Below are 24,733 nucleotides of genomic sequence, written 5' to 3' on the forward strand. Positions count from 1 at the left end.
TACGCCTAATATTTATTTAGGCGGCATACGCAAACCGCCGTCCAAGCGGATTGTTTCACCATTTAAGTAGCTGTTATTTGCCATATGTATAACCAATTTAGCAAACTCTTCGGGCAGTCCTAATCGCTTAGGGAATTGCACGTTGGCAGACAGCGCATCTTGCACTTTTTCAGGCATGGCAAGCAGCATCGGTGTGCCCATTACGCCGGGCGCTATTGTGTTTACCCTTATACCTAATGGCGCTAAATCTCGCGCCATTGGGAGCGTTAACCCGATAATGCCACCTTTACTGGCAGCATAAGCCGTTTGACCTATTTGACCTTCGTAGCCAGCAACTGATGCTGTGTTTACAATAAGACCGCGTTCACCTTCATCATTAATCGGTGGTTGTTTTGCCATGGTAGCGGCGACCAAGCGTGAAACGTTGAAGCTTCCCACTAAATTAATGTCTATTGTTTTTTGAAAATCACCAAGGGGGGCAGGATTGCCTTCTTTATCAAGTAAACGTTTAGCGGGGGCAATACCAGCGCAATTGACGACGAGCGAGATAGGGCCGAACGTTTCCGTTGTAGCGTCGATAGCTGATTGAACCGATGCTTCATCGCGTACGTCTACTTTGGTGAAAATGGTGTTGTCTTTACCTAATTCTTCAACGCGTTGTGCGCCGACTTCGTCATTAAGATCGAAAAGGCTGACATTCGCACCAGCGTCTCGAAGGGCGATAGCGGTGGCGTGGCCAAGTCCGGAGCAACCACCGGTAACAATGGCAGTAAGATTATTTAGCGTCATAATTTTCCCTTAAACCGTGTTTTCACTATTATTAACGTGATGTTAACGGGAAGTAAGAGAAAAGACTATGGTGCCGATGTGGATCGGCACCTTTAATTCAGTTATTTCGCAGCTACCTTGGCAACTGAATTTTACAGTCTTCACTTTGACGGTAGATAATTAGCGTGTGGCCGATTACTTGAAGCTTAACTGAGTTGGTTTCACGAACAATGGCGTCCATGATTAGCGCTTTTTCTTCGCGGTCATCAGTAGGCACCTTAACTTTAATTAATTCGTGGTGATTAAGGGCGTTGTCAATTTCTGCAACCACCCCTTCGGTAAGGCCGTTTGCGCCTAGCTGCACAACAGGTTTTAGCGGGTGTGCAAGGCCTTTAAGAAATTGTTTCTGTTTGTTTGAAAGTTTCATGTATTAATAATTCTTACAATTAATCTGTTAGTTTATGCTTGAAATAACGTATTCTAACGCCATCTTCTCTACAATCCTAATGACATTGTATTGGAATGACAAAAAAGAAACACTCCGCCAGCAGTAAACGCTGGCTCACAGAACATGTTAACGACCATTATGTGCAAAAAGCGCAGAAGGAAGGTTGGCGATCGCGAGCTATCTACAAATTGGAAGAAATCCATAAAAAAGATAAGCTTATCAAACCAGGAATGACGCTTGTAGATCTCGGCGCGGCCCCAGGTGGCTGGTCGCAGTTGGCAGCTCAGCTTGTTGGCGACAATGGTCAAGTTATCGCATGCGATATTTTGCCCATGGACCCTATCGTTGGCGTCGACTTTTTACAAGGAGATTTCAGAGAGGACGCTGTTCTCGATGCACTATTGAACAGAATCGGTGGGAAGACCGTAGATATAGTGTTGTCAGATATGGCACCGAATCTGGCAGGAAATGCGTCTGTTGATCAATCGCGCTCTATGTACCTTTGCGAACTAGCGCTCGATATGTGTCATCAGGTTTTAAAGCCCGGCGGTTCGTTTGTCATAAAGGTGTTCCAAGGGGAAGGGTTTGTTGAGTTCATGAACGAACTTAAACAATCTTTCACCACCATCAAGACACGTAAGCCAGACTCGTCCAGATCACGGTCTCGTGAGGTGTATTTGGTGGCTTGTGGGTATAAAGTGTAGTACGCTTTGGGTTAAGCGGTTTTCGTTGCGAGTTGTGTCGTTTATTCAATAAACAACTTGTTGGATATACAAGCAATTCGGGTTTATAGAGGTTATTAGCATTGAGCGATATGGCAAAAAATTTAATCTTATGGTTAGTCATCGCCGTTGTTTTGATGTCGGTTTTCCAGAGCTTTTCACCGAGTGAATCGTCTCGTTCGCAAACTGACTATACAACGTTTTTGAGAGAAGCAGAGCAGGGAAATATTCGTGAAGTTCGCATTAATAATAGCGGCGAAATTCGCGGTACTAAGCGTTCAGGCGAAACTTTCCAAACTTTCGTACCTTACTTCGATGACAAGTTGGTCTCTGACTTAGTCAAGAATGACGTAAGGGTTTATGGCGAGCCACCAGAAGAGCAGTCTCTTCTCACATCAATCTTTATTTCATGGTTCCCCATGCTTTTGCTTATCGGTGTGTGGATATTCTTCATGCGTCAGATGCAAGGTGGCGGCGGCCGTGGCGCCATGTCTTTTGGAAAAAGCAAAGCCCGCTTACTTGGTGAAGACCAAATTAAGACAACGTTTGCTGACGTAGCTGGCTGTGACGAAGCGAAAGAAGATGTATCTGAACTGGTAGATTTCTTACGTGACCCGTCTAAGTTCCAAAAACTAGGTGGTAAAATTCCGAAGGGCGTATTGATGGTAGGTCCTCCGGGTACGGGTAAAACTTTGCTTGCCAAAGCGATTGCAGGCGAGGCTAAAGTACCGTTCTTTACTATCTCTGGTTCTGATTTCGTCGAAATGTTTGTAGGTGTTGGTGCTTCACGTGTTCGCGACATGTTTGAACAGGCGAAAAAAGCGGCGCCATGTATCATCTTTATCGATGAAATTGACGCGGTAGGTCGCCAGCGTGGTGCCGGTTTAGGCGGTGGTCACGACGAGCGTGAACAAACCCTTAACCAAATGCTTGTTGAAATGGATGGCTTTGAAGGTCACGAAGGTATCATTGTTATTGCTGCGACAAACCGTCCTGACGTACTAGATCCCGCGCTTCTTCGTCCTGGTCGTTTCGACCGTCAAGTAGTGGTAGGTCTTCCAGATATTCGTGGTCGTGAGCAAATTCTTAAAGTTCACATTCGCAAAGTGCCAGTGGCTGACAATGTAGAACCATCAGTTATTGCTCGTGGTACGCCAGGCTTCTCAGGTGCTGATCTTGCTAACCTGGTAAATGAGGCTGCGCTGTTTGCTGCACGCGGCAACAAGCGCCTTGTTTCAATGGAAGAGTTTGAAAAAGCGAAAGACAAAATCATGATGGGCTCTGAGCGTAAGTCGATGGTGATGTCTGAGTCTGAAAAAGAAATGACAGCTTATCATGAAGCAGGTCATGCCATTGTTGGTCGCTTAGTGCCAGAGCATGATCCGGTTTACAAAGTGTCTATCATTCCACGTGGTCGTGCATTAGGTGTGACTATGTACTTACCTGAACAAGACCGCGTAAGCCACTCTAAACAGCATCTAGAGAGCATGATTTCCAGCTTGTTTGGCGGAAGAATTGCAGAAGCAGTTATTTACGGCGACGACAAGGTCACAACCGGGGCTTCTAACGACATCGAGCGCGCTACTGAAATTGCTCGTAAGATGGTAACCCAGTGGGGTCTATCAAGTAAGATGGGTCCTATGCTTTACGCTGAAGACGAAGGTGAAGTGTTCTTGGGTAAATCTATGTCGAAGGCAACAAACATGTCTGACGACACAGCGCGTGCTATCGATGCGGAAATTAAGTCATTAATTGATCGCAACTATGAGCGTGCTCAGAAGATCCTTGAAGACAACATCGATATCTTGCATTCAATGAAAGACGCACTAATGAAGTACGAAACCATTGATGCAAAGCAAATTGATGACCTAATGAACCGTACTGACGTTCGTCCTCCCGCAGATTGGGATGACAGCAAGCCATCTGGCGGTGATAAGCCAAGTGGCGGTGCGCCAGTACGAGAGGGTGAAATTAAAAACGACGGTGTAGACAAACCGTCAGTGGGCAAGCCGGGCGATATCCCAAGCTAAGTCCCCATTAATATTGAAATAAAAACGCCAGTATATCTGGCGTTTTTTATTGGCGCGGGCTTATCATCGCCTAGATGTTTTATAGTTATAACTTTCTCTTGAGTCGTATTAGTAGGCTATAAAGGCATTTATATCAGTTCGCTCTAATGCTCTTGGTAAAGTAAAAAATAATAACGCAGGTAGTCCATGCACTTTGGTAACAAATTTATCGATCTTTCAAAGCCCCAAGTAATGGGTATCTTAAATGTCACGCCCGATTCATTTTCTGATGGCGGAAAACATGCAAATGTTAATCAAGCCGCAGAACACGCACTTCAAATGGTCGATGAAGGAGCGACTTTCATTGATATTGGTGGTGAGTCTACGCGGCCCGGTGCGCCAGAGGTATCTTTACAGGAAGAGTTAGATCGCACTATTCCCGTCATTGAAGCGGTAGCGAAAAATGCAAGTTGTGTAATTTCTATCGATACGAGTAAGGCCGAGGTTATGCGAGAGGCCGTTAGTGTGGGAGCCGGATTAATTAATGACGTTAGGGCCCTACAAGAGCCAGGTGCATTAGAGGCTGCATCAGAAGCTGGCGTACCAGTTTGTCTTATGCATATGCAAGGTCAACCTCGCACCATGCAAAACAATCCGTCATATGATGATGTGGTTGAAGACGTTGCCCAGTTTTTATTAGAACGAGCGAAAGCGTGTAAAGCATCAGGAATCTCGCAAGAAAAAATATTGTTTGACCCCGGCTATGGGTTTGGAAAGTCGCTAGAACACAATTATGCATTGGTGAAGCATTTACCTAAGTTAATGGACCTTGGTTATCCAGTGCTTGTTGGTATGTCTAGAAAATCAATGATTGGCAATTTACTCAATAGAAAAGTGGATGAGCGCTTGGCGGGAAGCATAAGCCTCGCTACAATTGTCGCACAAATGGGCGCACAGATTATTCGGGTTCACGACGTTAAAGAAACAGCGGATGCTGTCAATATTGTGAAAATGCTGAATACCATAAAATAAGGAATAATAATGACGCAGCGCAAATATTTTGGAACAGATGGCATTCGCGGAAAGGTTGGCGAGAGCAACATTAATCCTGAATTTGTAATCAAGTTAGGCTGGGCAGCCGGAAAAGTTTTGGCAGGTCGCGGTACAAATAAGGTTCTTATCGGTAAAGATACGCGTATCTCGGGATACATGCTTGAGTCTTCATTAGAAGCTGGCTTGTCAGCAGCGGGTATTGATATCGGTTTGCTCGGGCCAATGCCAACACCAGCTATTGCGTATCTGACCAAAACATTTCGTTCTGAAGCCGGTATTGTGATTAGTGCATCGCACAACCCATTCTATGATAACGGCATTAAGTTCTTCTCTGCACAGGGCTTCAAACTTGACGACGACATAGAACTAGCCATTGAGCACATGCTTGAGCAACCCATGACTTGTGTTGCGTCAGATAAACTCGGTAAAGCAACAAGAATTAACGACGCCGCGGGTCGTTATATTGAGTTTTGCAAGGGAACATTCCCATCTGAGCTTTCTCTTACCGGTCTAAAAATTGTGGTTGATTGTGCTCATGGCGCTACCTATCACATTGCACCTAATGTGCTACGGGAACTAGGTGCTACGGTTATTGAGCTAGGTACTTCGCCAAACGGTTTGAATATTAATGACGGCGTTGGTGCGACATCAATGAACGCTATCGTTGAAAAGGTTAAAGAAACAGGCGCAGACCTAGGCTTTGCGCTAGACGGTGATGGTGATCGATTAATGATGGTCGACCATTTAGGTAATGTGCTGGATGGCGATCAGATTGTTTATATTATTGCTCGTGACGCGCTTAAAAACGGCAAAATGCAGGGCGGCGTTGTAGGCACACTAATGAGTAACCTTGGACTTGAAAACGCTTTGTCTAAGCTAGGTGTTCCTTTCGCGCGAAGTAATGTGGGCGATCGATACGTGATGGAGCTTTTACAGCAAAAAGGCTGGTCTATTGGCGGTGAAAACTCAGGGCACGTATTGAACCTTAATATGAGTTCTACTGGCGATGGTATCGTAGCGGGTTTACAAGTTCTTGCAGCGATGCTTCGTTCTCACATGGACCTGCACGATTTGGCAAGTGGCTTCGACATGTACCCCCAGACCCTCATCAACGTTCGCTATGTTAATCAAGACGTGGATTACCTCGCGCACAATGAAGTACAAAGTGCTAAACAAGAGGCTGAATCAGCATTGGGTAAAACGGGTAGGGTACTGTTACGAAAAAGCGGTACTGAGCCTCTTATCCGTGTAATGGTTGAGTCTAACGACGAATCCCAATCGCAAAAATGGGCAGAGCATATTGCCGAAACTGTTCGTAAACTCGCCAATTAGTTGGCGTAGCTGGAAATTTTGCTTTTTGTGCTTGTATCTTTTTAATTAAATAGTTAATATCACGCCCGCTTTAAGACAGGGCTAAGGTCTACATTGTGAGTGATAATGTAAGAAAGCCATTCGTGGCTGGCAATTGGAAAATGAATGGGAATTTGGCGCTGGTCGCTGAGTTCAATCAGAAATTAGCGGGTTTAAAAGCAAAAGCTGAAGTAGTTGTATGTGCACCTTCATTGCTTTTATATGCGTTTCAGACGGATTCATTTTCAATTGGTACTCAGAACGTTAGTCACCTTGATAATGGTGCTCATACTGGTGAGCTTTCGGTAGACCTTCTTAAAGAAGCTGGCTGTAGTTATGCTATAGTTGGGCACTCAGAAAGGCGCGAAGACCAAGGTGAGTCAAGCGAACTTGTTGCTCTTAAAGCTAAAAAATGTGTTGCTGCTGGTATTGTCCCTATTATTTGTGTGGGCGAGCCTCTTGATGTAAGAGAAGCCGGTGAGGTTGAAGCATTTGTAGGCGAACAACTCGACGCTCTGGTAGGCAAGATGTCTATAGAAGAGCTAAGCAAAACCGTTATCGCTTATGAGCCAATCTGGGCAATCGGAACGGGTAAAACGGCAAGCCCAGAACAAGCACAAGAAGTACATGAATTTATTCGCACTTACTTCTCGAAAGTAGATGCGACTCTGGCTCAGAGCCTTCGTATTTTATACGGTGGTAGTGTGAAGCCAGATAACGCTGAGACGCTATTTGCTCAAAAAGATGTAGATGGTGGCTTGATTGGCGGGGCCAGTTTAAAAGCTGAAGATTTTATTTCAATTTGCCAAGCGGCAAACTGACGAGGTATTTATGATTTACGAAGTGCTTTTAGTAGCATACCTAATTGTTGCTCTTTTATTAATTGGATTCGTTTTAATCCAGCAGGGTAAAGGTGCGGACATGGGCGCTTCATTCGGTTCAGGTGGCTCGAATACAGTATTTGGTTCGTCAGGTTCTGGTAACTTCATGACACGTACCACTGGTATTTTGGCAGGTTTGTTTTTCTTTATCAGCTTAACGCTAGGCGCAATTACTGCGAATCGCGAAAGTGCTGATGATGAGTGGAACAACCTTGAAGTTCCTGCTGCTGTAGAGCAGGAAGTTGAGCGTCCTGCTGACCAAGACGTTCCGGTTATCGAAGACGCGGTACAAAATGACGTACCTGCTATCGAGACTGACGGAACCGACGTACCAGCGGCTGACGACAGCGAAGGTTCAAACTAAGTAAAGTTTTTGCGGAAGTGGTGGAATTGGTAGACACGCCATCTTGAGGGGGTGGTGAGCATAGCTCGTGCGGGTTCAAGTCCCGCTTTCCGCACCATATATAAGAAAGCCAGCAGATTGCTGGCTTTTTTTATTTCAGAAATTGACGTTGATATAAGATTTTGCGAATCTTTTAAGGCGTTCAATAGTGCAATTGTAACAAAGCGTTAAATTTCAAAATATACAGCGTGTTACCCCTGTTACTCGTTCTATTCTTCGGCTATTCTCTTAGCCTATGGTCGCGTTTGTTGCCACCTAATTACCGTTACAACTATGGGGCACCCCAGTGCAAAAAACACTTAGTCAGAGTTTATTTCAAACCTTATTCATAGGAATTGTTATAGCATCGCTTCTGATTGTTGGCGCCGTTTGGCGTTCTGCCAGTACACTTGTTGTGCAAAATATTGACCACGATGTCTCCCTAGCAGAAAAAGTCTTCGACAAGGTTGTTGCAGACAGGCAGGCTGTTATCTTAAGTGTTTCAAAAGTGTTGTCACGCTCATTTGACTTTAGGCGTGCGGTGGGCACAGAAAATATTCCCTCTATCGAGGCCGCGTTTAGAAGTTACGCTGAAAGACTTAATACCGACATTATTGCCCTGGTAAGCTTAGACCATAAGGTTGTGGCTTCACATTCCCCACTTTTTGAGGTTGGACAAAGTCTTAAGAGCAGCGTCGCTCTGGTGGTAAACCAGAAAGAAAGTGGTTTGTTTGTTGTAAATGACTATTTAGTTCAACTCAGTCTTATACGTGTTGAAATACCTACACTTAGGTATTACATGCTGATAGGCGTTGAATTTGACGATGCGCTTTTACAAGAGCTTAAGCAACTTGTAGATGCCGAGATCATTATTTCAAAAACCGAAACAAACGAAATTCTCACCACTACTTTAAGTACGAGTGAAGCGCAGAGAGTTTTAGCTTTAAAACGCGATCCATCATGGGTAGATGTTACGTTTAATGATGAGCTTACTTATTTTACTCGCCGAGTAAACATTGGTGCTACCGATAGACTTCCCGTTAACATTACTCTTGCGGTTGATACCACCTCAGCATTCAATGCGTTTTCCAGAATTCAGATTACTATTTTAGTGTTTTGCTTGGGAGCAATGATTATTGCATTGGCGTTTTCTCTCGTGCTAGCGAAAAATGTGACTAAGCCAGTGTCTAATCTAGTGAAAGCGGTCAACAGAGTAGCGTCTGGCTCTTATGGTTCGACACTTGATGAGCCATCGAAATTACGAGAAATCACTGAGCTTGCCAACGCTGTTGATAGCATGCAAGCAAACATAAAAAGTCGTGAGTTAGATATCCGTTACCAAGCTGAGCATGATGTGCTTACTGGTCTTTTTAACCGCAATTACGTTGAGAACTACTTCGAGTCTGAAATTAATAAGGAGCGTGCCTTACAAGTTGTCGCCATTACCGTCATCGGTTTTCGTACTATCAACGATCTGTACGGCTATTCTAACGGCGACAATACATTAAAAGCATTAGCGCAGAGATTACAGCGTTGGCCTGGTATATCAGCCCGATTAGCGGGCGGAGAAGTGCTATACATCTCGCATGAATCGCTTAATGATGAACAGCTCGAGACACTTAAGCACATTCTAGAGCAACCGGTTGAAAGTAACTTGATAGCGATTCCTTTAAAAGTGGCAATGGCAGTTTTAGAGTGCCCGCAAGACGCATTCACGTCAGAAGAGCTGTTCAGGAAAATGAATATCGTTACGGACGAAGCGATTCATAGCGATAAGTGGTGCGTTCGATATCGTGCTGAATTAGAGGATAAATATAATCGTAGATTATCTATTACCACTGAGCTTAAGCGCGCGCTGGCAAGTCAGCAAAACGAGCTGTCTATGGTGTATCAGCCTAAAATTGATTTAGTAACGATGAAAGTGTGCAGCATGGAAGCGCTCATTCGCTGGAATAGCAGTGTGTTGGGCTTCGTTCCTCCGGATGAGTTTATTACTATCGCTGAACAGGCAGGTCTAATCGAGCAAGTTACATCGTGGGTAATGAAGCAAACTATTTCAGACTTGGCCTATTTTCGGGAAAGAGGGTACGACTTTACTGTGGCAATGAACTTGTCTACTCAAGATATTCAAAATAAGGTGCTGCTAAGCAACTTGGTGTCCCTACTCAACGAAAAAGGCCTATCTCCAGATGCCCTCGAACTTGAAATTACGGAAAGCGATTTGGTGGCAGATGCATCGTTAGCGATAGAGAATTTGAATGAGTTGACGGCGAGAGGGTTTCACTTCGCTATAGATGATTTCGGTACTGGGTATTCTTCACTCGCGTATTTGAAGAACCTGCCTGTTAAGACTATCAAAATAGATAAGAGCTTCATTCTTTCTCTTGCCAGTGACGAAAATGATCAGCAAATTGTTCATACGGTGCTTAGCTTAGCCGCTGTCTTTAATTTGAAAGTCGTTGCAGAAGGCGTTGAAGACCTCGCCTCTCTCAATATTCTCAAGGATTGGGGGTGCGACGTTGCCCAAGGATATTATATAAGCAGACCGCTTAAGCTCGCTGATTTAGAAGAGTGGCTTCAAAATACACCTTTCGGCGAATAGCTATTTTATTAAATAAAATTTATTGTTTTTGTTGAAATTATAAAAGCTATGGCGCTTTCGCATTCGAGATGGCATTGTAAATGCAACGAAACATAGCGAAGCGTGTAAAACCCTCTTTGGGAGCTAATTCCACGGCAAGACGTGAGCTTTTTACCCATTGAGTTGTGAAATTACTTCAATAACAAGGAATTTATTATGGATATCATTCGTATACTACTTTCGATTTTGTTACCACCGCTAGGCGTGTTTTTACAAGTGGGTATTGGCGCACATTTTTGGATAAATATTCTTTTAACTATTTTGGGTTACTTCCCAGGCGTTATCCACGCTGTATACATCATTGCTAAGAAATAACATCAAAGACATCGTTTCGAACGACGAACCTTATCTTTGAATCAAAAAAAGCCAGCTTATTTAAGCTGGCTTTTTAATAGAAAACACTTAATACCAATCCGCATAGAAAAGTGCCCACTCAGAAGGCGTTGGCAAGTTTCCTAGCGAAGCGTGGGAATGCAGGAATGGCTGTTCCCTTTCAAATTCCCAGAATGAAGCTAGGAAGCTTGCCAGACCTTCCCGAAGGGCGAGTTTAAAATGTCCGTACTCTTTGTTGTGTCACCTTGATGTAGAACCACTATACCTGCGGTAACACGCCGCGATTACGAACATTTTAACTCTCGCTGAGTGGGTAATTATCTATGCGGACTGGTATAAATGAAACTGCTTGTTTCCGTTTTCCATTATGGCTACACCGTGAGTTTTTCGGCATCCAGTTCTTTGTTCATCTCTTCTCTGTATTCTTTTGCCAACCTTGTTTTTTGGCTGTCGTTTAGCACTTTTCCTGCAACTTGGAAAAACTCTTGCTCTTCATCAGCTAAATGATGCTCAACTTTTTCCTGCAGGTTTTTTAAATGGCGTAGCCATGCCGGTGAACTCATGTCTGTTTCATCTAATTTCTCTAGAAGCTCATCGATTTCGTGGTGTTCTGCAATACCATGGCGAGTCAAATCAACCGCGGCATCTTTTTCTAAAAGGTGGGTGTAGAAATGACGCTCTTCTGCAATGGCGTGACTTTCCAACTGCGTTTTAAGCTCTAAATAATATTCTCTGCGTGCAGCTGTGTTACCACTTGTTTCTGCAAGAATTTTCAATAACAGACGCTGTTTTTCATGATCTTGACGCAATGCTTCAAAAATTTTCATGGATATATCCCCAAATAGTTAATTACTACTTTCAGTAATGCTATTTCTATTCCATGTGTTCAAGCTTCGTTAGATTATGATTTTTAATAGATTTTTTGTTCGAAAGAAACAATTCCTCGACGTTTTGATATTTAGAGCGCAATTTTTACAAAAACTTTTCCGATAAATTCACGTTGTACACGCCCATATATGGCCGCTAAAACTGCGTAATGAGTAGCGTAATTCCAGCGACCGAAGTATTGAGTTAGACGCCTTGTGCGACCATTGCGTCCGCGAGTCGACGGAAGGCGGCAATATTTGCACCTTTCATGTAGTTAATGAAGTCACCTTCCGCTTTGCCTTCAGAAACACATCGTTCGTGAATACTCGTCATAATGGAGTAGAGTTGCTCGTCGAGTACGTCAGCCTCACGTTGATTAAACATGGCATTTTGCCCCATTTCCAAGCCAGATAAGGCAACGCCACCGGCATTGGAGGCTTTACCAGGGACATACGTTATTTTTTCTTCAATAAAAAGGGCCTGAGCTTTATTCGTACACGGCATATTTGCTCCCTCTAGCACCATGCTGCATCCATTGTCTAGCAATGCTCTAGCATCATCTTCGGTAAGCTCATTTTGCGTAGCGCAGGGTAGGGCAACATCACATGCAATGTGCCATGGTTTTTTATTATCTACCCAAGTTCCCATGTCATTTTCAGCCATGTCTTTAAGTATATTATTACGAGATGCGTGGTTCTCAATTGCCCACTTAATGGCTGTATCGTTCAATCCCTTTTCGTTGTGCAATAAACCACGACTATTTGAAAGCGTGACTACTTTCCCGCCTTTCTCCGTAGCTTTTAACGCAGCGTGCAATGCAACGTTGCCTGCGCCAGAAACAGCAATTGTTTTACCGTCAATATGCGAATCTTGATGTTTGCAAACGGCCTCTAGAAAATAGATAAGACCAAAGCCTGTAGCTTCGGTGCGAACGTAGCTTCCACCAAATTCTAAGCCTTTTCCAGTTAACACACCCTCAAACCTGTTATTGAGTCTTCGGTACTCGCCGTATAAATAACCAATCTCTCGCGCACCTACGTTGATGTCGCCAGCAGGTACGTCAGTGTTAGCACCAATATGCCTTTGTAGCTCACGCATAAAAGATTGACAGAAAAGCATAATGTCTCTGTCCGTCCGCCCTTTAGGGTTAAAGTCAGAACCACCTTTACCTCCACCCATCGGAAGGCCTGTGAGTGCGTTCTTAAAACACTGCTCAAACGCTAAGAATTTTAGTACGGAGAGATTTACGGTTGGGTGGAAACGCAAGCCACCCTTGTACGGGCCCATTGCTGAATTGTGCTGAACTCGCCATCCTTGATTAACCTCAATCTCGCCCTTGCTGTTCATCCAAGAAACCGTGAAATAGATAACGCGCTCGGGTAGGCATATTCGCCTAACGATATCGAATGCTTTGTAATCATCATGAGCGTTAGAAATGGGAATTATGTCTTCAAGTACTTCATGTACCGCTTGAAGGTATTCACTTTCACCCTCAAATTTTTCGTTAAGAAATGAATATATTTCATCGAAGTTGCTTTGATGTGCCATTAACTACTTAATCCTTTTGTTCACGGTTTACTAATACAGTAAGGCTATGAGGGAGTGTTTTTATGACGAGAGATTGGTCTTCATAAATTTCACCATCTACTGCGTAAGCGGTGGGTTTATCGAACGTCAACGTGAGACTGGACGCTTGTTTGTGACGTATAGAGTCTGACTCCTTTTTTGATTCTACCGGGCTAAAAACCAATTCCGCTAAAGATTGAAATTGTTTGTCAGAAGAGGTTTGTGGCAACAGCCACGTTATATCTAATTTACCGTCAGTTATATCGGGTTGTGCTGCACCTTGGGCTAACGCCGTTGTCATTGGGGCTGCATTGGCGATAACGAAACTAGGAGTTTGAAAGCGCTCAGGCTCGTTGTCTTCAATTGCTACGTCAAACGTCATGCTTTCATTATTTGAAATTGCATTCCATAGCCCTTTTAAATAAGCAAACTGTCCGCCCACATTCTTTTCTTCTCTATCTGCTGCGGAAATCATCTTCTCTTCAAATCCCACAGCCGCGACTAAAAGCATGACTTTGTCATTACACGTGGCGGTGTCTATTTTTAACGTAGCCCCATCAATAATGATATCGCAGGCTGTACTGATGGGCATGACTTTGCTGATATAACCATGAAGAACTTGGCTAAGCGCATTTGCTGTTCCAAAAGGGATTATTCCCATGGTGACGTTAGTATTAATTAAGGCTGAAGCAACCTCTGTAAGAGTACCGTCTCCGCCACAAGCAACAATGATGTCAGTGCCTTCATCTCTCGCTTCTTTAGCCAGCATTTTTCCGTCAACTTCGGGCGTTGTTTCTTTGACAGTTACTTTAAATTTTTCATTCAGGCGAGATAGCACGTCTTCTTTATATTGCGACCACTTTCCGCCACCTGCGACAGGATTAACAATCAGCGTCAGCGTCTTTTCTAAAGAGAGTAAACCGCCATCTCTTACTTGCTGTAGTGAGGCGAGTTGGCGCTTATTAAGGCGAGCAGTTTGGCGTATTTTGTTTATTTGTTTGAGCGCATCATCAACACTAAGTTTAGGATCTTTAGCTAACAAATAGGCTGCGACAACCAATACTGAACGACCTCGACCAAGTGCACAGTGAACCACCACGTTTTTACCTTCAGAAATTTGTTGGTTGAGCCAATTAATGGCAAGCACCAACTGTTCTGAGGTTGGGCTGGTATGGTCGAGTACCGGTATATTCAGATATCGATAATCTTCTTGATACGCAGTCCAATCAAGACCGTCGAATTCAGCCGTAACGTCGAGAATAGCGTCAATTTGATTCTCATTTAGCAGCGCTACATGCGTATTAGACATGCGACACCCTAAAAACAGGTGTGGCTCAATTTTTTGAAGCGGGGGGACTTTATCGTTTCTGCGTGCATACTCGTTGTAAAGCCATGACCCCAAAAGAAAAGGTACAAAAATCCATCGTATATAAAATGGAATAGAGCCATCTTCACGCTTTCTAAACAGACTTGGATAGTTAAGCAAATAAGCACTGCTCACAGCGATAAGTGAAAATGCAGTCCATCCAAACAATAATTTCAAAAGAACACCGGTAACAAATACCGTTAAAACTAACGATAAAATTGCGCCTAGCACGTAATACTTTACCATTTTCACAATTAACACATCCTTTGTTGTTAAAAAAAGCGAACAGTGTATGCATCTATACTTTCACTCTTATGTTTTCGTTTACTTTTACTGTTGCTAGATGAACTTAGAATTAAATGGGTACGTATGCTTTTGTAGTAAATCTATGAGCGTTAGTAATGAAAAATAGTGCAGTATTTAAGGTAATAAACTTTGCGTGGTTTCAGGGAATTTGGTGGCTAGTGATTCTATTTCAGAACCAAGCCGTCATACCCGTGCTTGCTCTAATTGTGTTGTGGTTCTTTCTTTCTCCCAAGCGCTTAGAAGATGCAAAGCTTATGGGAACCATATTCTTGTTAGGCACTTTTGTTGATGCTGCGCTGACGCAGAGCGGGCTGTTTATTTTTGACGAGTCTGAAGCGTTGATAACGTTTTGGCCCATTCCGATTTGGTTAAGTCTGCTGTGGGCGGCTTTTGCAGGAACCATCTATCACAGCATGATGGTCTTTAAGGGGCGATTAATACTGGCATCAATTGGTGGCGCTGTTTTTGCTCCACTTAGCTATATTGCTGGCGCAAAGTTTGGAGCGGTAGAGCTTGGCGTTGATCTTCTACTTGCTTACATTTTCATAGCACTAGTATGGAGTGTGGTATTCCCACTGTGCTTTTATTTATCCAACCGTTTCGAGGCAACCCAAGTCGAAACGTAAATGCAAGGAGTGTATTGGTATGACGAAAAATGTATTGGTAACTGGTGGTAATCGTGGCATCGGTTTCGAAATAGTAAAAGGAATGTTGTCTAAAGGGTACAAAGTGCTAATGGGATGCCGTGATGAGGAATCAGGGCTTGAAGCAAAGAAGGAACTTGTGGGTGGAGATTTGCACGTTATCGAAATGCCGCTTGATAATGAAACAGCCATCGTCGACGCTTTTGTGCGCGCCGAGGCAGTGTTTGGACCAATAGATATTCTAATAAATAATGCAGGCGTATTAGACGATACTCTATGGCAAGAGGTAACCGCAGAGTCGCTAGCAAAGTCAATGCAAGTCAACGTTTATGCTCCGCTAACGCTCATTCAACAAACCCTACCTCAAATGATTGAACGCGGTTTCGGACGGATCATTAACGTAAGTTCTAGCTATGGAAGCTTTGCAGAGGAACTAAAAGGGCCTTTTAGCTATGCCATCTCGAAAGCAGCCGTTAACGCACTAACGGTAAAGATGGCAGCGGCGGTTGACGAGGCAGCAAACGGCGAGCCTTTAGACGTTACAGTAAACAGTATGACACCAGGCTGGGTCCACACCAGAATGGGAGGGAGTGATGCGCCTAAAACACCTGAAGAGGGGGCTGACACGGCAATTTGGTTAGCTACTATGGAAGAGGGTGGCCCTCACGGTCAGTTCTTGAAAGACAGAAAATCCATAGATTGGTAGAACCTTTAATTACGTGAACGCGGTATTAAACTTTAAGGCTACGTGATGTAGCCTTTGTTGAGATGTGCTAGAGAATGCTGTGCTAGAGCGAAAAACGCTCTCGAAGGAAACGAGCAATTCCATCTTCATCGTGATGACCGATAACAGACGTTGCAGCTTCTTTAATATAAGGTTTCGCATTAGCGGGCGCATAAGCCTCGTCAGCCAATTCGAACATGCTTAAATCATTGTCACTATCGCCGAAACAAATCACATTACTTGCACCCAACTGATTTCGCAAAAGTTCAACTGCACTTCCTTTGCTTGCCAATTTATGATGAACGTCCATCCAGCGGTATTCGTCGCCTTCGATGGCTGGTCCGGAGTATGCAATTAACTCATCGTGATTATTTAACTGCTGGTAAATATCGTAAACGAGTGTCGCATCGCCAATCATACTGATATTTGTGATGTGAGCCGCCGCGGGTAGCTCTTCGATAGGCGCCAGTCTGGCTTTAGTTCTGGAGAAGTACTTGTCTATCAAGTTTCGCTCTATCAGATGTTTTGGCGTTGGATAATAAATAATATGTTCGTGCTCAGGGCTTTCCAAATTCACTGTATTGATAAACGGCGTGATGTTGTTTTTAACCGCATATTCGACAATAAGGTTCACTTCGCTTGGCGCAAGAAGGTTTTCTAAAGTTAACGCGTTACCGGTTGGATCCCAAATTGCGACCCCGTTATTGTAAATATGAGGTAGTACGAACGACTGGCCTTCCAGTACAAATTGCGCTGAATGCATAGTACGTCCGGTAGCGACGGTAAACGCAATGTCCTTTTCGCTAAGTAAACCCAGCGTTTTTCTGGTAAATGTCGAGATTTGGGAAGACTTATTTAAAAGAGTCCCGTCCAAGTCAAAAAAAATTAAATCCATACAATCAGTACTCGGTGTCTTTAAACAATAAGGAATACAAAATGCGAAAGGGCAATACACATATTACTATGTGCATCGCCTCTCAGAATTGTTTGCTGAACACGTTCGCTTTTGCGTTGTGTACACTATCATACTCTAACTATCTGCCCCTGCTTATTACAGGTATTTTAACTTTTTATCGAATAGACTCGACGACTTTGTCTGAATGTTGGCGAAGCAACGAAGACAATTTAGAAGCAGACTGAGATTTCTTTAAGTTGATAACAAGTGCCACTTTACCATATCGCACTGCATGCCTAACGGTTTGAATTACTTCGTTTCTATCAGGCCTTAGACCCATCAGTCCTGCGATAAATAAGCCAATAAATAGGCCTGGGCTAATTAACGCAATATAGGTAAATAAAGGATTTTGCTTCGTAAGTGCAGGGCCGAATTGCGTGAGTAGAAACGCAGCAATTAGGCCCACCGCTAGCCCAATAAAACCTAGTAGTAAGTGAGACGACCACATTCTTTTCCCAATTGATTCACTGTTGCGTTCCAGCTTTTCGCTCATGCGCGGATCTTTTGCCTCAACAATTTCTATCTGAGCGCTTTCTATTGATGTTTGACCTTTAACCACATCAATTACTTCTCTCGCTTTTTCTTTTGAAGGAAAGATAGCGGCAACCTGAAGTTCTTTATCAGAGACGATCTTAGTCCTCAAATTTTCGTTTCCGTTATCGTCATTCTTATCTAAGTTCGTGTTCTTTGAGTTTTCGATAGTCATCTTAATTCCTCTCAGTCAGTTTAAGAGCTCACCCAACTTAAGTTTGTGACGCTCAACAGCTCAACTTCTACATTCAATTTTGTGCCCGGTAATCCATCCAAGCACATGAATTCATACGATTAATGAAGATAAGTATTCAAGTAGTATTCCGGGTGGTGTTTAAATGTGCTTTCTACCAAGGTTAAAAGCTTGAGCGCTACAGCTATCACTATGAATTAACAAAGGAATTCATGAATATTACAAGGTTTTTAGACAAGGTTGAGGCAAATGTTTTTAGTACATATTTCAATCTGGACTGTCGACTGTAAGGGTTATCGCAATAAAAATATTGCGGTAGTGTGACAATCTTACACGGCGATGAAAAAGGTTACACAGCGAAGAATCTTAGGATAACGGTTAAATAACCTGACAATGTTAGGTGATCATTTCTTTCTTTTTAACTGTAATTTTATTCAGTCAGAAAAATAACACACATGTTTGCAAGGTGTTGTAAATCTCAACAAAGAATATGGAGAATGCTTTGACAGCACGGACGAAGGGCTACTGCAATGTTTATTCGGATGATTGCCACTTATCCATCAAACGAATTGCCTGTGGGAATAAACGTTTCTACTATCTTTACGCAAGTGGACGAAAAGTGTCGAGCGAACGGGTAATAAAGAGAATTAGAAAGCTCGTAATTCCACCTAATTGGCAAGATACCTTTATAAGTCGGGACAGTAAAGCCAGCGTACAGGCGACAGGCTATGACGAAAAAGGACGAAAGCAATACATCTACCATGAGAAATGGCACGAGCAACAACAGGTAGAGAAATTTAAAAGGTTAGTTGCTTTTGGTAATGCTTTACCTAAGTTTCGCAAACATTGCCAAACTTTGGTTGAAATGCCCTCATGGACGCTAGAGAGAGCATGTGCGCTAGTGTGTTTGCTACTTGACTATACAGGAGCGAGAGTGGGAAATGCTCAGTACAGTAAAGAGAACAACACATACGGTTTAACCACACTGAGGCGAAAGCACATTCAGGCCCAATGCGATGACAGTGTAGAGTTGGCTTATGTGGGAAAACATGGCAAACCGCGTACGTTAAAAGTGAACGATCCAGAACTGGCTTCACTTATATGTGATTGCGCTCAACAGCAGGGTTACTGTTTGTTCCGCTACCAGGGCCCGAATAATCAATGGAGCGATGTCTCCAGCGAAGATGTAAATGCTTTTATTCATCGTGAATTGGGTGAGCAATTTAGCTGTAAAGACTTCAGAACTTGGGCATCTAGTCGCTTTGCGCTAACAGTTATGCCTGACGTTCACGAGCAGGTGGCAAACTCTCGAACTAAAAAATGGGAAAGTACTTTAAGTAAAACTGTTTCTGCAGAGCTTGGTAATACCCCCGCTGTTTGCAGAAAATATTATATTCATCCGAAGCTATTTAGTGTGTATTCCGCCCCAGAATCCTTCAACGAACTTATCGAAAAGCTAAATGCGCTTAACAATGAAGATTGTGTGCAGCTTGATCACTTACTGCCCGTAGAAAAGCTTCTTTTGCGTGTTATTTCTACTGATAGCGTTCAGTAATGGGTTTTAAGTGAAAATGTTTCAGTAAGAAGTAAAGTAGGCCAAATTAGGCCACGCTGGTGCAAAGTTATATTGTTTCATGATTGATTTAGATTTTGTATCTATCTGAAAAATAGTGAATATATAAATATATTGGATGCAGTTTTATTGTGAAACATTACTTGTCTCTAAAACGAGCTAAGAGCTTGTTAAATCTATTTGTTTAAAATTCAAACTTGAAATTTTTTTTCAAATCCTTATATTATTAGAACTCTAATGATTATTGTTCGATTTAATTTGCTTCTAAATTACAGAAGCTAGTCAATCGTCGAGGGCGAACAGCATTGTGCAAGTCTCGCCTTTTTTATTTATGAGGCTGTGAGAGAGTGCTGATAAATAAGCACCTCTTCATTGCTTTAGCAGCAAGACAAAGAATCATTAAAGAGATTTTGATAGTAATAGAGGAAACATTAGACATTATGCCAATGGAAAGTTACCTGTCGCTGGCTGTGTATTTTTTAGCGATGTTGGGAATAGGGTTGTTTGCCTATCGCCAGTCAACCAGTGATATTTCTGGCTATATTTTAGGTGGGCGGCAAGTAAGCCCTCAAGTAACTGCACTTTCAGCTGGTGCGTCTGACATGTCAGGTTGGATGTTAATGGGTTTGCCGGGGGCAATGTACTTAACAGGGTTCGACGCTGTTTATATAGCAATCGGGCTTGTTGCAGGTGCCTTGGCAAATTATTTATTAGTCGCGCCAAAGCTTCGCGTATATACAGAAGTGGCGGACGATTCGTTGACTGTACCCGAGTTTTTCGCAAAGCGATTTAATACGCCTAATTCGAGCTTGCGTATTGTTTCTGCAGTCATCATTGTTTTATTTTTCACGCTCTATACATCAGCCGGGTTGGTTGCAGGGGGCAAGCTTTTTGAAAGCGCGTTTTCTGTAGATTATCAGTTAGGCTTATTTATAACGCTGGGTGTAGTGGTTTCTTACACTTTATTGGGCGGTTTTTTAGCAGTAAGTCTGACTGATTTTGTTCAAGGCTGCATTATGTTTGTCGCATTGGTGCTAGTACCTATTGTGGCGTTCAGTGAATTCGATAGCGTTTCGCAGATGACAGGCGCGGCTTATCAATCTGTACCTAATTTTTCCGAGTCGTTGGAAACGTTAACCGTGGTGGGTTTATTGTCGAGCTTAGGCTGGGGGTTGGGCTACTTTGGTCAGCCACATATCATCGTACGTTTTATGGCTATTCGCTCGGTAAACGCGATCAGCACGGCGAGAAACATTGGTATGTCATGGATGACGGTGACGATCATTGGTGCGTTAGCGACAGGATTCGTGGGCATTGCTTACGCGAATCAATTTGGGCTAGCGGTTGATGATCCAGAAACCATATTTATTATTTTTTCACAGTTACTGTTTCACCCACTAATTAGTGGTTTTTTAATGGCAGCTATTTTAGCAGCGATTATGAGTACGATTTCTTCGCAGCTTTTAGTAAGTGCGAGTTCGTTAACCGAAGACATTTATCGCGTGATGATGAGTAAAAAATCGTCGCAGCAAGCGCTAAGTGAGAAGCAAACGGTAACAATAGGGCGCTATGGTGTAGCAGGCGTTGCAGTTGCAGCATTGCTATTGGCCATGGACGCATCGAATACAATTTTATCTTTGGTAAGTAATGCTTGGGCAGGTTTTGGTGCCGCTTTTGGTCCGTTAGTGCTGTTTTGTCTGTATAAAAAGGACTTAACAGCAAGAGCGGCGATGGCAGGCATGATCAGTGGCGCAGTCACTGTATTGTTTTGGATATATGCCCCGGTTCTGGCTGACGGTAAAACGTTAAGCAGCGTTATTTATGAAATTATTCCAGGGTTTGCGGTAAGTACGTTAACGCTTTATTTGGTAAGTCGCTTCGGTGAAAACCCATCTAAAAACGTACAGGCAACGTTTGCGCAAGCCGGTGAAGAATTAGCGAATCAACAATCTTAAGGTTAAAAAGTTTATTATGAGTCATCCTAATTGGAAACGCGTAGTCATCAAAGTAGGTAGTGCACTAATATCGCCCAACCAGCAAGGTTGTAGCAGTCACTATTTACTGAGCATTGCACAGTTTATTGTGCGATGCCGAGCTAACGGTACACAAGTTGTTCTTGTGTCTTCTGGTTCGGTTGCAGCGGGAGCGCACCTGTTTCCAGAACAAGAGAAAAGCAACATTGCAGTTAAAAAAGCGATGGCGGCAGCAGGGCAAACAGAAATGATTGCCACATGGGATAGGTTGTTTGACTTTCCTTCTGCGCAAATGCTTTTAACGCACGCTGACTTACGAGATAGAGAGCGTTACGTCAGTATTCGTGAAACGATTTTTAGTTTGTTAGATAACAACATTCTGCCAATCGTTAACGAAAATGATACTGTTACCACCGACAAGCTAAAAGTGGGTGATAATGACAATTTATCGGCAATGGTGGCGTCTGCTGCTGAAGCGGATGCATTAATAATCTGCTCGGACATCGACGGATTATATGATAAGAATCCACATGAATTTGACGATGCTAAAATGCTTAAGTCTGTGGAAACTATCGATCAAAGTATTTATGACATGGCCGGTGGCGCTGTTAAAGGCGGGGTAGGAACTGGCGGCATGCGCACTAAAATTGAAGCAGCTGAAAAAGCGGTTTCGCATGGTATAGATACATATATTATTAATGGCTTTACTGAGTTGTCGTTTAATATGCTTCTTGCAGGTGAAAACCCTGGCACGCATTTCAAACCACACGCTAAACCAATGCAAGAAAACGTGCATTGGATGCGCCATACGTCAAATGCGCAAGGTGAAGTGATTGTGGAAGGGGATTTCGATGCCTCTTTAGCTGGCGACGCTGAACAACTCACGAGTAGTGAAATCATCGACGTTAAAGGTGAGTTTTCGGTAGGCGATACAATTTTAGTGCGTAAAGAAGACGGCACTAAATTGGTAAAAGCAAAATCGAACTACAGTAGCTGTTTGTTGAATTTTATTGCTAATCAGGAAAATGACGACTTCGCCCACGAGTTCGAAGAAAAAACAGGGCCAATCATTTCTGATCAGCACATAGCAAATTTGGAGAAAGAATGAGTATTATTACAGAGTTAGCACAACAAGCAAAAAAAGCTGCACGTACACTGGCAATTCTAAGTGAAAGCCAGAAAAACGCGGTACTAACCGATATGGCAGCGGCAATTCGTGCAAACAAAAGTAAGATCATTGAAGTAAATGAAAAAGAAGTGGCACGAGCCAAAGAAAATAACTTAGATGCAGCAATGATCGACCGCTTAATCCTTAATGATGAGCGTATCGAAGGCATGGCTGAAGGCATTGAGGTTATCGTAGAACTTGATGATCCTGTAGGTAAAGAGCGTGTTATCGGTACTCGTCCAAATGGTATCGAAATCAAGAAAATGCGCATTCCTTTAGGTGTTGTGTGCATGATATATGAAGCACGACCTAATGTTACTGCCGATGCTGGCGCACTGTGCTTCAAATCGGGCAATGCAGTAATATTACGTGGTGGTAAAGAAGCACTCGATACGAGTTTGGCGATTGCACAACTAATGCAGGATGTGCTTGAAAAGCACAATCTACCGAAGGCCCTTGTTACTGTTGTGCCGAACCCAGACCGCGCACTTATGCAAGAGTTAATGGAACAGCGTGATTACATTGACGTGATAATCCCACGTGGTGGTGAAGGCCTTATTAATTACGTGACGGATAACGCTAAAGTGCCGGTTATTCAGCACTTTAAAGGTGTGTGTCACTTGTATGTTGATAAAGATGCGGATTTAGATAAAGCATTAGCGATACTGCTAAACGGTAAGACACAGCGTACAGGCGTGTGTAACGCGTTAGAAGGCCTAGTTGTGCACCAAGCAGTGGCAGGTGACTTTTTACCCAAAGTGGCAGATGCCTTTAAAGAAAAAGGCGTAACGGTTCACGTAAATGAAAAAGGCAGTCAGTACTTTGAAGGTGCCGATGTTATCGCTGAGGATGCCTACGGCGAAGAGTACCTTGGTTTAGAGATTGCTATCCGTGTGGTTGATGATTTTGACGCAGCGGTTGAGCATATTGCGCAATTCGGCAGTAACCACACCGAAGTTATCATTACTGAAGACGCCGAGAAAGGTAAGCTTTTCCAGCGTGCAGTAGATGCAAGTGTTGTGATGGTTAACGCTTCATCACGCTTCTCTGATGGCAGTCAGTTGGGCCTAGGTGCAGAGATTGGTATTGCAACGACTAAGCTTCACGCTTATGGCCCAATGGGCTTAGAGTCGCTAACTTCAGAGAAGTACTTAGTAAATGGTGAGGGTCAAATTCGTGAATAATAACGTTAAGCAATAACTGGTCGGCATTGTGCCGTGAGTTTACATGCTTCATAATGATAAGCGCTGACATTCGTCGGCGCTTTTTTTCGCCTATTCAAAGATTTACCCCAAGCACAAACGGAGCTTACATGGAGATAGTGATAGACCCCGCGCAGTTATGGCAACAGCTTATCGTTTTTGCGAGCGAGTACAAGCTGCTGACATCGTTAGTGCTTTTGATTGTACTGCATTTCACTAAAAAAGGGGTATTGCTACTTATAAGACGCATTAGTTCGCAGCGCGGAGAAGACCGTCGAAATCAAATAAATATATTAGAGCAGTTGGGCAATGCTTTCATTATCATAGTGTTAATGATGGTATGGAGCTCTGAAATACAAACACTGGCTATTTCAATTGCTGCGTTTATGGTTGCAATTGTACTTGCTACCCGCGAGTTTATTCAATGTTTTATGGGGTTCATCTACTACTTGGGCGCAAGGCCATTCAGGGTAGGAGATTGGATCCAAATGAATAATATTATTGGTGAAGTGGTAGAAATGGATTGGGCAAAAACCGCCTTACTTGAAGTAGACCCAGAAAGCTTCAACTACACGGGTAAGCACGTGTATGTGCCAAACAGCCAACTTGTTACCCAAACCGTTCGCAACCTAAACTTTATGCGCCGTTACCGCCTACACTCCTTTGAAATTGTTAATGAGCCGACGGTAAATGCTTACAGCTTACTGCCAGCTTTCCATGCCAGAGCACAAGCGCACTGCGAATATTTCCGCGATGTTGCAGAGCGTTATAAAGGATTAATCGAACGGCATCTCGACCAAGAGTTTATTCGCATTGACCCAGAGGTTGAGATTAAAACCAATGAACTTGCCAAAGTAGTAGTGAAGGTAAGCTTGTTTTGCCCGACAGCCGAAGCGCATGAACTAGAGCATAAAATGTGTTCAGATTGGTTGAGTTTGTGGTTTAGAGCACAGAAAGAAGAGCAAGCATCGCTTATGCAACAGCAAAGCGATTTAAATGCGAACAATATTCAGCAAGCAGCTACCACAGAGCAACAAACAACCACAAGCACTGGGCTATAGTAGAACATAGCGCTAGC

General features: G+C 43.2%; 22 protein-coding genes and 1 tRNA gene. 16 read left to right on the forward strand and 7 right to left on the reverse strand.

Annotation, left to right across the window (positions count from 1 at the left end; all coding sequences use genetic code 11):
* Positions 1–12: 12 nt before the first annotated feature.
* Positions 13–789 carry a 3-hydroxyacyl-CoA dehydrogenase gene (locus tag ACM0P2_RS09375; RefSeq protein WP_159117466.1) on the reverse strand — a complete coding sequence of 259 codons (777 nt, stop codon included), beginning with the start codon at positions 787–789 and terminating at the stop codon, positions 13–15.
* A gap of 112 nt (positions 790–901) precedes the next feature.
* Positions 902–1,195 carry a ribosome assembly RNA-binding protein YhbY gene (gene yhbY, locus ACM0P2_RS09380; protein ID WP_105931177.1) on the reverse strand — a complete coding sequence of 98 codons (294 nt, stop codon included), beginning with the start codon at positions 1,193–1,195 and terminating at the stop codon, positions 902–904.
* A 95-nt stretch (positions 1,196–1,290) separates the two neighbouring features.
* On the opposite strand from yhbY, the gene rlmE reads away from it, so the two are divergent.
* From rlmE to ACM0P2_RS09425, 9 genes are all read left to right on the forward strand, one after another.
* Positions 1,291–1,920 (forward strand): 23S rRNA (uridine(2552)-2'-O)-methyltransferase RlmE, encoded by a 630-nt coding sequence (rlmE, locus tag ACM0P2_RS09385; protein WP_159117467.1) that lies wholly within the window; start codon positions 1,291–1,293, stop codon positions 1,918–1,920.
* Positions 1,921–2,021: 101 nt separating this feature from the next.
* Positions 2,022–3,968 (forward strand): ATP-dependent zinc metalloprotease FtsH, encoded by a 1,947-nt coding sequence (gene ftsH, locus ACM0P2_RS09390; RefSeq protein ID WP_105931179.1) that lies wholly within the window; start codon positions 2,022–2,024, stop codon positions 3,966–3,968.
* Positions 3,969–4,154: 186 nt separating this feature from the next.
* The gene (folP, locus tag ACM0P2_RS09395; RefSeq protein WP_173358625.1) at positions 4,155–4,979 is read left to right on the forward strand and encodes a dihydropteroate synthase; all 825 of its coding nucleotides are present in this window, start codon (positions 4,155–4,157) and stop codon (positions 4,977–4,979) included.
* Positions 4,980–4,988: 9 nt separating this feature from the next.
* Entirely contained in the window at positions 4,989–6,332 is a 1,344-nt protein-coding gene (glmM, locus tag ACM0P2_RS09400; protein ID WP_159117469.1) for a phosphoglucosamine mutase, read from the forward strand.
* Between the two features lie 95 nt (positions 6,333–6,427).
* Positions 6,428–7,171 (forward strand): triose-phosphate isomerase, encoded by a 744-nt coding sequence (gene tpiA / locus ACM0P2_RS09405; protein WP_159117470.1) that lies wholly within the window; start codon positions 6,428–6,430, stop codon positions 7,169–7,171.
* Positions 7,172–7,181: 10 nt separating this feature from the next.
* The gene (gene secG, locus ACM0P2_RS09410; protein WP_105931183.1) at positions 7,182–7,595 is read left to right on the forward strand and encodes a preprotein translocase subunit SecG; all 414 of its coding nucleotides are present in this window, start codon (positions 7,182–7,184) and stop codon (positions 7,593–7,595) included.
* A gap of 11 nt (positions 7,596–7,606) precedes the next feature.
* A tRNA-Leu gene (locus ACM0P2_RS09415) sits at positions 7,607–7,692 on the forward strand.
* A gap of 228 nt (positions 7,693–7,920) precedes the next feature.
* On the forward strand, positions 7,921–10,215 hold the full coding sequence (locus tag ACM0P2_RS09420) for a putative bifunctional diguanylate cyclase/phosphodiesterase (protein WP_159117471.1): 2,295 nt from the start codon (positions 7,921–7,923) through the stop codon (positions 10,213–10,215).
* A 195-nt stretch (positions 10,216–10,410) separates the two neighbouring features.
* Complete coding sequence (locus ACM0P2_RS09425) at positions 10,411–10,569, forward strand: YqaE/Pmp3 family membrane protein (protein ID WP_014949371.1); 159 nt, start codon at positions 10,411–10,413, stop codon at positions 10,567–10,569.
* Between the two features lie 389 nt (positions 10,570–10,958).
* On the opposite strand, the gene ACM0P2_RS09430 is transcribed toward ACM0P2_RS09425, so the two are convergent.
* The 3 genes from ACM0P2_RS09430 to ACM0P2_RS09440 form a co-directional block, all read right to left on the reverse strand.
* Positions 10,959–11,414, reverse strand: coding sequence for a hemerythrin domain-containing protein (locus ACM0P2_RS09430; protein WP_159120607.1), 456 nt, complete (start codon positions 11,412–11,414; stop codon positions 10,959–10,961).
* A 244-nt stretch (positions 11,415–11,658) separates the two neighbouring features.
* On the reverse strand, positions 11,659–13,002 hold the full coding sequence (gene gdhA, locus ACM0P2_RS09435; RefSeq protein WP_159120606.1) for an NADP-specific glutamate dehydrogenase: 1,344 nt from the start codon (positions 13,000–13,002) through the stop codon (positions 11,659–11,661).
* A 7-nt stretch (positions 13,003–13,009) separates the two neighbouring features.
* On the reverse strand, positions 13,010–14,638 hold the full coding sequence (locus ACM0P2_RS09440; protein ID WP_419227624.1) for a diacylglycerol kinase family protein: 1,629 nt from the start codon (positions 14,636–14,638) through the stop codon (positions 13,010–13,012).
* A 149-nt stretch (positions 14,639–14,787) separates the two neighbouring features.
* On the opposite strand from ACM0P2_RS09440, the gene ACM0P2_RS09445 reads away from it, so the two are divergent.
* Both ACM0P2_RS09445 and ACM0P2_RS09450 read left to right on the forward strand, forming a co-directional pair.
* Complete coding sequence (locus tag ACM0P2_RS09445) at positions 14,788–15,318, forward strand: DUF2878 domain-containing protein (RefSeq protein ID WP_419227625.1); 531 nt, start codon at positions 14,788–14,790, stop codon at positions 15,316–15,318.
* Positions 15,319–15,337: 19 nt separating this feature from the next.
* The gene (locus ACM0P2_RS09450; protein ID WP_159120603.1) at positions 15,338–16,042 is read left to right on the forward strand and encodes an SDR family NAD(P)-dependent oxidoreductase; all 705 of its coding nucleotides are present in this window, start codon (positions 15,338–15,340) and stop codon (positions 16,040–16,042) included.
* Positions 16,043–16,124: 82 nt separating this feature from the next.
* Here the strand turns inward: ACM0P2_RS09450 and ACM0P2_RS09455 are convergent, their stop codons facing one another.
* Entirely contained in the window at positions 16,125–16,955 is an 831-nt protein-coding gene (locus ACM0P2_RS09455; RefSeq protein WP_173358623.1) for an HAD family hydrolase, read from the reverse strand.
* 175 nt (positions 16,956–17,130) lie between these two features.
* Positions 17,131–17,721 carry a hypothetical protein gene (locus ACM0P2_RS09460; protein ID WP_173358620.1) on the reverse strand — a complete coding sequence of 197 codons (591 nt, stop codon included), beginning with the start codon at positions 17,719–17,721 and terminating at the stop codon, positions 17,131–17,133.
* A gap of 520 nt (positions 17,722–18,241) precedes the next feature.
* Between ACM0P2_RS09460 and ACM0P2_RS09465 the strand changes: the two genes are divergently transcribed.
* From ACM0P2_RS09465 to ACM0P2_RS09485, 5 genes are all read left to right on the forward strand, one after another.
* The gene (locus ACM0P2_RS09465) at positions 18,242–19,294 is read left to right on the forward strand and encodes a DNA topoisomerase IB (protein WP_419227626.1); all 1,053 of its coding nucleotides are present in this window, start codon (positions 18,242–18,244) and stop codon (positions 19,292–19,294) included.
* A gap of 458 nt (positions 19,295–19,752) precedes the next feature.
* Complete coding sequence (gene putP / locus ACM0P2_RS09470; protein ID WP_173358622.1) at positions 19,753–21,267, forward strand: sodium/proline symporter PutP; 1,515 nt, start codon at positions 19,753–19,755, stop codon at positions 21,265–21,267.
* A 16-nt stretch (positions 21,268–21,283) separates the two neighbouring features.
* Positions 21,284–22,393 carry a glutamate 5-kinase gene (gene proB / locus ACM0P2_RS09475; protein ID WP_173358618.1) on the forward strand — a complete coding sequence of 370 codons (1,110 nt, stop codon included), beginning with the start codon at positions 21,284–21,286 and terminating at the stop codon, positions 22,391–22,393.
* Positions 22,390–23,637, forward strand: a complete 1,248-nt coding sequence (locus ACM0P2_RS09480; RefSeq protein ID WP_120959453.1) for a glutamate-5-semialdehyde dehydrogenase — start codon at positions 22,390–22,392, stop codon at positions 23,635–23,637. The genes proB and ACM0P2_RS09480 overlap by 4 nt, the downstream gene beginning before the upstream one ends.
* A gap of 128 nt (positions 23,638–23,765) precedes the next feature.
* On the forward strand, positions 23,766–24,716 hold the full coding sequence (locus tag ACM0P2_RS09485; RefSeq protein WP_159120597.1) for a mechanosensitive ion channel family protein: 951 nt from the start codon (positions 23,766–23,768) through the stop codon (positions 24,714–24,716).
* The last annotated feature ends 17 nt before the right edge of the window (positions 24,717–24,733 follow it).

Origin of the sequence: Alteromonas sp. OM2203 (assembly GCF_048517045.1) — a bacterium.
Lineage (GTDB): Bacteria > Pseudomonadota > Gammaproteobacteria > Enterobacterales > Alteromonadaceae > Alteromonas > Alteromonas gracilis.

Coding starts and splice junctions, on each gene's coding strand:
- ACM0P2_RS09375 (WP_159117466.1), bottom strand. CDS start 789: ATGACGCTAAATAATCTTACTGCCATTGTTACCGGTGGTTGCTCCGGA.
- yhbY (WP_105931177.1), bottom strand. CDS start 1,195: ATGAAACTTTCAAACAAACAGAAACAATTTCTTAAAGGCCTTGCACAC.
- rlmE (WP_159117467.1), top strand. CDS start 1,291: ATGACAAAAAAGAAACACTCCGCCAGCAGTAAACGCTGGCTCACAGAA.
- folP (WP_173358625.1), top strand. CDS start 4,155: ATGCACTTTGGTAACAAATTTATCGATCTTTCAAAGCCCCAAGTAATG.
- glmM (WP_159117469.1), top strand. CDS start 4,989: ATGACGCAGCGCAAATATTTTGGAACAGATGGCATTCGCGGAAAGGTT.
- secG (WP_105931183.1), top strand. CDS start 7,182: ATGATTTACGAAGTGCTTTTAGTAGCATACCTAATTGTTGCTCTTTTA.
- ACM0P2_RS09425 (WP_014949371.1), top strand. CDS start 10,411: ATGGATATCATTCGTATACTACTTTCGATTTTGTTACCACCGCTAGGC.
- ACM0P2_RS09430 (WP_159120607.1), bottom strand. CDS start 11,414: ATGAAAATTTTTGAAGCATTGCGTCAAGATCATGAAAAACAGCGTCTG.
- gdhA (WP_159120606.1), bottom strand. CDS start 13,002: ATGGCACATCAAAGCAACTTCGATGAAATATATTCATTTCTTAACGAA.
- ACM0P2_RS09445 (WP_419227625.1), top strand. CDS start 14,788: ATGAAAAATAGTGCAGTATTTAAGGTAATAAACTTTGCGTGGTTTCAG.
- ACM0P2_RS09450 (WP_159120603.1), top strand. CDS start 15,338: ATGACGAAAAATGTATTGGTAACTGGTGGTAATCGTGGCATCGGTTTC.
- ACM0P2_RS09455 (WP_173358623.1), bottom strand. CDS start 16,955: ATGGATTTAATTTTTTTTGACTTGGACGGGACTCTTTTAAATAAGTCT.
- ACM0P2_RS09460 (WP_173358620.1), bottom strand. CDS start 17,721: ATGACTATCGAAAACTCAAAGAACACGAACTTAGATAAGAATGACGAT.
- putP (WP_173358622.1), top strand. CDS start 19,753: ATGCCAATGGAAAGTTACCTGTCGCTGGCTGTGTATTTTTTAGCGATG.
- proB (WP_173358618.1), top strand. CDS start 21,284: ATGAGTCATCCTAATTGGAAACGCGTAGTCATCAAAGTAGGTAGTGCA.
- ACM0P2_RS09480 (WP_120959453.1), top strand. CDS start 22,390: ATGAGTATTATTACAGAGTTAGCACAACAAGCAAAAAAAGCTGCACGT.
- ACM0P2_RS09485 (WP_159120597.1), top strand. CDS start 23,766: ATGGAGATAGTGATAGACCCCGCGCAGTTATGGCAACAGCTTATCGTT.